This is a genomic window from Yersinia similis (genome assembly GCF_001053095.1).
GTDB lineage: Bacteria > Pseudomonadota > Gammaproteobacteria > Enterobacterales > Enterobacteriaceae > Yersinia > Yersinia similis.
In genome coordinates this window covers 64,902-71,648 of the sequence record NZ_CGBP01000023.1, presented here as the reverse complement: position 1 = coordinate 71,648, position 6,747 = coordinate 64,902, and the positions used below count along the sequence as shown (strand labels likewise).

Below are 6,747 nucleotides of genomic sequence, written 5' to 3'. Positions count from 1 at the left end.
ACGGGTGGAAAGCCACGGCCAACGAAGTCGCCAATGAAGGTGAGGCCTTCTGTATCCGAGCTGCCGGTACCGAAAGCATTCGGGCCAATCAATAGCAAGGCTGCGGGTCGTCTGCTTGCTGCGGGTGGTGTGTATAACCAGAACCCTGAAATGTTCGCTGATACCGCTAAAAAACTGGGTGGCGATGCGGCAAAAGGGTTTGATCAGGTGCTGAATGAACAGAGTGCTGGCTCGCTGGTGGCGTTGTCATCCATGCTCATGCTGGGTCGAGCCTCCGTTGCTGGGCGGCCAAGCGTAGCTAGCCTAGGAGAGTTGAAAAATTATTTAGGCAAGACAAAGGGTGAGCAGAAATTACTCAATAATATAGACGTTATTAAAATGGATTATATTCGCCGTGATCGTGCGGAACTTATCACAATGCGCGGGCAATTCAGGGGGGTGAGGAGTAAATTCTTAAAATCAATCTCCGATAACCCAGAAGTGAAAAAACGGTTTGATAGTGCGACTCTGGCAGATTTGGCAAATGGCAAGGCCCCGAAAGGTTGGGATGTGCACCATAAGTTACCGCTCGACGATAGCGGAACCAATGATGTTGGTAATCTGGTACTCATTAAAAGAGATTTTGAACACAACCTTTTTACGAATACGCAAAGCAATATAACCCGTCAAATTGGAACTAATGGAGCCAAAGAGATTTTATGGCCCGTTCCGAAAGGTGTGATTTATCCATAAAGGATGCAGATTATGACCCAGCTTAATAACATCGTGGATGAGCTTAATTCGTTGGCTCTAAAGTTAGAATATGACGTTCTTCCACCAGCCGTGTTTCCGTCTTCACTCTATGAATATGATTTTGAACTAAAGATAGGTAAAGCACCTCAAGAATTTTGGGATCAATATAAGGCGCTTGTAGAACTCGCTGATGGTTTCGATTTGGATGGTTTTCGTATATATGGAATTGAAAAGCATGGGGATTATGAAAATGATTTGTTTACTTATAATGGCTATAAGGCCCGCTTAGACAAGGAGGCCCCATCGTTAATGAGCGATGAAAGTCGTTATTGTATAGAGATCGGTTCATCATCACTGGATACCTATACATACGATGTACGATACGGTAAATGGGAATCTAGAGATCGTGTTCAGTATGACAACCTCTTTATTTCGTGTAGTAATCTGATTGATTTTCTTGCCGCTATATTGGCAGAGATCCGTGAAGCTAATATCCAGTAGTGATTATTCAGAATAATATGAATAATCAATTTAATATCTCTATAACTGGAGGTTGCTACGTAGCGAGTGGCGACAAAGATAAACGTTTAAGCTCGTCAGATGGGAACAAATAGTAACGTGTGGCCTACCAGCCAAATGATATTCTTTGATAAGGTTCAAGCCCTTTCATTGGCTGGCGGTCACACGTTAATCGATGGTAAGAAATGGTAAGGTTTACTCGCTATCGTGTTAATGAGAAAATGTTATACCGGTTAAATCTTAAGGGGGCGAAATGACGCTTACAGAAGAACAGAAGGCGCTTTTCGATGCCCTGACGCAATTACAGCGTAGATTCGTTACCGCGCTGCTACCGAAAAGCATGTATGCAACCCCGGACACATCGAGGGGAGGTGCGCCAATCTCACCAGTAACCCATTCACGGTTATCCGGTTCGTAGTAACTCAATATCTCTTTTTTGCGGCTGGTCATTCTCATGGCGGGATAGCTCCTTAATGTGGGATACATCTATCCTACAATAATAAACCGGTACGGGTAACGGTGAGTGGGTACTCATTACTGACTTGCGAATAAAAACATACAGGTAAGGTAATGGCCGTAGTGACAGCGACAAGCGCAGTGACTACCCATTGCGGGTTGTTGCCTTTGATATGCTGGCGCTGGAGTTAATGCTTTACCCGTTGGGGCAGACGATTACCGTTAATGGCAGGTCTGCATACTGGAACGGGTATCAGATTACGGCCAGTCATATTCAATATAATCAACTGGTTTAAGGTTCAGCTAGCCAAGAGGCGGCCTTTTCTGGCTGGCTGTCTACTTTTAATACAGATGAAATTTCCTATAGAAGCGAGTACAATGCGCCCCCTTGTTCGTGCTGGTTCTGGTGCGTTCGTGTTTTTACGATATACCGTGTATCACTAGGTGTATCACGAGAGCTAGAAAATACGCCGAAAAGAACCGATAAAATTAATATAAAACAAGTAGATACAATCTATTGGTTTTTTACGGAGAAAGTAAATGAAGTTTGTAGATGAAGCTGCAATCCTGGTTGTAGCAGGCGATGGTGGTAATGGTTGTGTCAGTTTCCGCCGTGAAAAATATATCCCTAACGGTGGCCCTGACGGTGGCGACGGTGGCGACGGTGGCGATATTTACTTGCTGGCTGATGAAAACCTCAACACACTGATTGATTACCGTTTTGTAAAATCTTTCCGGGCTGAGCGTGGGCAGAATGGCCAGAGCCGCGACTGTACAGGCAAACGCGGTAAAGATATCACCATTAAAGTCCCGGTTGGTACGCGAGTATTGGATCAAGGTACTGGTGAAATTGTCGGTGATATGGTCCGTCATGGCCAGCGGCTGATGGTGGCCAAAGGCGGTTTTCACGGGTTGGGTAACAGCCGTTTCAAATCTTCGGTTAACAGGGCTCCACGCCAAAAAACCATGGGAACTGAAGGTGAAACACGTGAGCTGATGCTGGAACTATTGTTATTGGCCGATGTGGGGATGTTGGGCTTACCTAACGCCGGTAAATCGACATTTATCCGCGCTGTTTCTGCCGCTAAACCTAAAGTTGCTGATTATCCATTTACTACCCTGATCCCAAGTCTGGGCGTAGTGCGAATGGATTACGAACAGAGCTTTGTGATTGCCGATATTCCTGGTTTGATTGAAGGCGCTTCAGATGGTGCAGGGCTTGGTATTCGCTTCCTGAAACACCTTGAGCGTTGCCGGGTATTATTGCACTTGGTAGATTTGGCTCCTATTGATGAATCAGACCCAGCTGAAAATGCCAAAATAATTGTTAATGAGTTGCAGCAGTACAGCGAAAACCTTGCTGAGAAGCCTCGTTGGCTTGTTTTCAACAAGATTGACCTAATAGACCCAGAAGAAGCTGAAAAACGTGCTAAGGCCATTGTAGAAACTCTAGGATGGGAAGGTAAGTACTACATGATCTCAGCCGCGAATCGCGACAATGTGAATGCCCTGTGCTGGGATGTCATGAGTTTCCTTAATTCTCAACCTAAAGCCATGGCTATTGCTGAAAGCGTGCCAGAGAAAGTTGAGTTCATGTGGGACGATTACCACCGTGAGCAATTGGCGGAAGTTGAAGCGGAAGCTGAAGACGACTGGGATGATGATTGGGATGAAGAAGATGATGACGGCGTAGAAATTATCTACGAACGTTAAGTTCTCCGGTTATTATTTGAATAAGGGCTGCCATGCTTTCATGGTGGCCCTTATTTTTGGGTTGGGTGGCCCTTGTTTGGGGGCGGTGAGCATATCTATCTCTGGCTGTAAGTGGTCGCGGGTAGCCAACATTGTGCCTTCAGACCAGTACGATCAAGGCGGTTTTCCAATGTGAGTTTACCTTGATGTAACTGGGCAATACGGATCACGATATTCAATCCTAAGCCACTGCCGCCATAGCGTTGGTCCATGCGCCTAAATGCTTGGGTTAGTTCACCAGCCTGATTTTGTTTTATCCCTGGGCCTTCATCGGTTACTTGCAGTAATACACCCTGATTTTCAGTAGAAAGAGTGACGGTGATTTGGCTATCAACCGGGCTATAGCGGTGGGCATTTTCAACCAAATTACGCAGCATCAAGCGTAGTAGCGTAGCGTCTCCTTCCATTTGTGCATGAGGCGGTAATTCCCACTGTATTCTTTGCCGACGCAACTCACACATTTCAGCCAGCTCTTCCTGCAAGGGGGGGACAACATCGTTAACCCAATCTAGGGTTTGATAACGGCCACTGGCAAAATTTTGTCCAGCCCTCGATAGCATTAATAACTGTTCAATCGTATGCATTAGCAGATCGATACGATTGATCAGCGATTTACTCTCGGTAATCCCCTGCTTTTCCATTAATTCCAGGTGGAGGCGTATTCCTGCGAGTGGTGTGCGCAGTTCGTGGGCGGCATCGGCGGTAAATAGCCGTTCTTGCTGAATGGTATTGGAAAGTCGCAATAACAATTGATTGAGTGTTGAGGTAACAGAAACAATCTCTTGCATTTCACTCTTAACAACCAATGGGGAAAGGTTATCTGCGGAGCGTTCTGCCAGCTTTTGCTGTAATTGGTCAAGTGGACGGATAATCCAACTGATAGCCCAGAAAGACAGCAGCAGAGTGATTGTCATCATGATTAGCGACGGTGCGAGCAGGGAGGCAATAGCTTCAGCTATTTCTTTATCAACCTGCTCATTACGGGCTTTTGCGCTGAGAGTTTCATCGACCAGAAAACTTATTTGCTCCTGACTTTCATGCCATAACCAGAATGCACTGATCAACTGGGTCACCAGTAAAATCAGCGCCAGCATTAATAGTAAACGGCGGCGCATACTGATCATGATAAGGCTTCCAATCGATAACCAATACCTCGAACGGTTCGGATACGATCTTTACCTAGCTTGCGCCGTAAATTATGAATATGAACTTCCAGCGTATTGGAGCTAAGGTCATCATTCCAGGTATAGAGATCCTGTTGTAACAACTCGCGGTTAACTGTTTGCCCAGCTCGCATGATCAGACGGGAGAGGATAGCAAACTCTTTAGGGGTGATCTCTAATGGCTGCTCTTGTAAACATACTTGCTGTGTCGACAAGTTAAGACTCAGGTCATCTTGCTGTACCAAGTTGTCACTCTGCCCCTGATAGCGACGGATGAGAGCACGTACGCGGGCCAGTAATTCAGCCAAGGCAAACGGTTTGACAAGATAATCGTCAGCACCGGCATCCAGCCCGTCCACCCTGTCCTCAAGTGCATCACGTGCGGTGAGGATAAGTACTGGCAGGGTGACATGCTGGCGACGCCATTGACGTAATAGCAGAGTACCATCCTGATCCGGTAGGCCGAGATCAAGAATAACCATGCTGTACTGACTGGTTTGCAGCAAACTGTGAGCTTCAGCAGCGGTAGCCGTGCAGTCGCAGGCATAGTTTTCACTGGTTAGCGCCATGGCTATACCGCGTTGTAGCAGTTCATCATCTTCAACAATCAGTAATTTCATAGCTCTCAGTTATTCTGATAAATATCTTTATAGAGGCGGCTCTCAAATCGAACCAATGGTGCCCGGCGATTTTTTTGGTCTTCAGGTGGAACGGCATAACCGGATAAAAATTGTACAAAAGCCATGCGTTGCCCACTGGCGGTAGTAATAAAACCGGCAAGATTGTAAACCCCTTGCAGTGCACCCGTCTTCGCTGAAACTTTGCCGTTAACCCCCGCTTCATGCAGGCCACCACGATAGCGTAGAGTACCGTCATATCCTGCTAGAGGCAGCATTGATATAAAGTTAAGTTCTTGATCATTTTGAGCAATATATTGCAAAACCTGCATCATTGTCGCTGGTGAAATAAGATTATGGCGCGATAGGCCAGATCCATCCACCACAATGCTATTACCAAGATCAACGCCTGCTTTTTGGCGTAAAATCTGGCGAACGGCATCAGCACCCGATCGCCAAGTACCGGGAACCCCAAAGCGCTGATGACCAATGGTCCTGAAGACGGTGTCGGCGATCATATTGTCTGATTTTTTCAGCATGATTTTCAGCAAATCATGTAAGGGGGCTGATTGGGTCTGTGCTAGTACCTTTCCCGCTGGACTTGGTATCGTTTGGCGGCGCAGATTGCCATCAATTTGAATATCAGCTTTTTTCAATTCATCTTTTAAGATAGCTCCGGCGTAGCTGGCCCCATTTTGCACCGCAAAGGCCAGTGGCAGAGGCTCGCTGCGCTGTGTCAGACAACCGGTAAGCGTAAACCGGTTTAACTCGCCTGGCACGACGTCCAACTCACAATATTGTGCATCGGGTGAGCCTTTGGCTAACGTACGGACTTCACTGAACATTTGTACCGGATAATAAGATGCGATACGGATAAATGCGGTATCGCCGGGATTGGGCGCACTGTAAAGAGAGACTGAAAAACAGTTGCGATCAACAATGGCAGCAGCAGGCGGCGCACTAAAGCATTGCGTCATATCGTTCCATGGCCAACCTGGTGCTTTGTCATGACTGGCGAATACTGAGGTATCAATAACCACATCACCCGCGATTTGTTTAACCCCCGCTTTCCTTAGAGTCGCAACCATATTACGCAGTTGTTGACGCGTTAACGTCGGGTCACCACTAAACCGGGCAATTAAATTACCTCGCAACACACCATCAGCAATCGTGCCATGGCTTTCCAAGGTCGTGTTGAAGCGAAAATCTGGGCCGAGTTGCAATAACGCTGCCAAGGCAGTCAGTACTTTTTGCGTACTGGCCGGTAGCGCCATCTGCTGGGCGTGATAGTCTATTACAGGGGTTGGTGCCCCAATTTTTTGGACCATTAATGCAAGATTTGCTCCATCAGGCAGATACTGGGTGTAATTCTCGACCTGAGCCGCATTGGCATTAGATACACTGATATTGAGTACGATAGAACAGGCCAATCCACTGACAATTCGTGAAAAATGCATAATTTCGGTATAACTGCTGAATAATGTGTTGTCATACTACGGTGCAACGAG

General features: G+C 46.6%; 6 protein-coding genes and 1 pseudogene. 4 read left to right on the top strand and 3 right to left on the bottom strand.

All coding sequences use genetic code 11. The annotated features are described in order from the left end of the window. The 4 genes and pseudogenes from AC971_RS15890 to cgtA form a co-directional block, all read left to right on the top strand. Nucleotides 1–732: HNH endonuclease signature motif containing protein (locus AC971_RS15890; RefSeq protein WP_231573022.1), on the top strand; the 732-nt coding region annotated here is incomplete at its 5' end. A gap of 12 nt (nucleotides 733–744) precedes the next feature. Then, the gene (locus AC971_RS15885; protein ID WP_025382405.1) at nucleotides 745–1,233 is read left to right on the top strand and encodes a YrhA family protein; all 489 of its coding nucleotides are present in this window, start codon (nucleotides 745–747) and stop codon (nucleotides 1,231–1,233) included. A gap of 271 nt (nucleotides 1,234–1,504) precedes the next feature. Beyond that, nucleotides 1,505–1,582: pseudogene (locus tag AC971_RS23255) on the top strand (terminase small subunit); the annotation flags it as partial. A gap of 665 nt (nucleotides 1,583–2,247) precedes the next feature. Beyond that, a complete protein-coding gene (gene cgtA / locus AC971_RS15880; protein ID WP_025382406.1) occupies nucleotides 2,248–3,420 on the top strand; it encodes an Obg family GTPase CgtA in 1,173 nt (390 codons plus the stop codon). 95 nt (nucleotides 3,421–3,515) lie between these two features. Here cgtA and pmrB read toward each other — a convergent pair whose 3' ends face one another. The 3 genes from pmrB to dacB are packed head-to-tail and all read right to left on the bottom strand — an operon-like array spanning nucleotide 3,516 to nucleotide 6,696. Continuing rightward, nucleotides 3,516–4,583 (bottom strand): two-component system sensor histidine kinase PmrB, encoded by a 1,068-nt coding sequence (pmrB, locus tag AC971_RS15875; RefSeq protein WP_025382407.1) that lies wholly within the window; start codon nucleotides 4,581–4,583, stop codon nucleotides 3,516–3,518. Beyond that, entirely contained in the window at nucleotides 4,580–5,242 is a 663-nt protein-coding gene (gene pmrA, locus AC971_RS15870) for a two-component system response regulator PmrA (RefSeq protein ID WP_025382408.1), read from the bottom strand. Before pmrA ends, pmrB begins: the two co-directional genes overlap by 4 nt. 5 nt (nucleotides 5,243–5,247) lie before the next feature. After that, a complete protein-coding gene (dacB, locus tag AC971_RS15865) occupies nucleotides 5,248–6,696 on the bottom strand; it encodes a serine-type D-Ala-D-Ala carboxypeptidase (RefSeq protein WP_025382409.1) in 1,449 nt (482 codons plus the stop codon). Nucleotides 6,697–6,747: the final 51 nt, after the last annotated feature.

What these genes read in the sequence shown, in the direction of transcription:
- pmrB (WP_025382407.1), bottom strand. Translation starts at nt 4,583, where the DNA reads ATGATCAGTATGCGCCGCCGTTTACTATTAATGCTGGCGCTGATTTTA.
- cgtA (WP_025382406.1), top strand. Translation starts at nt 2,248, where the DNA reads ATGAAGTTTGTAGATGAAGCTGCAATCCTGGTTGTAGCAGGCGATGGT.
- dacB (WP_025382409.1), bottom strand. Translation starts at nt 6,696, where the DNA reads ATGCATTTTTCACGAATTGTCAGTGGATTGGCCTGTTCTATCGTACTC.
- pmrA (WP_025382408.1), bottom strand. Translation starts at nt 5,242, where the DNA reads ATGAAATTACTGATTGTTGAAGATGATGAACTGCTACAACGCGGTATA.
- AC971_RS15885 (WP_025382405.1), top strand. Translation starts at nt 745, where the DNA reads ATGACCCAGCTTAATAACATCGTGGATGAGCTTAATTCGTTGGCTCTA.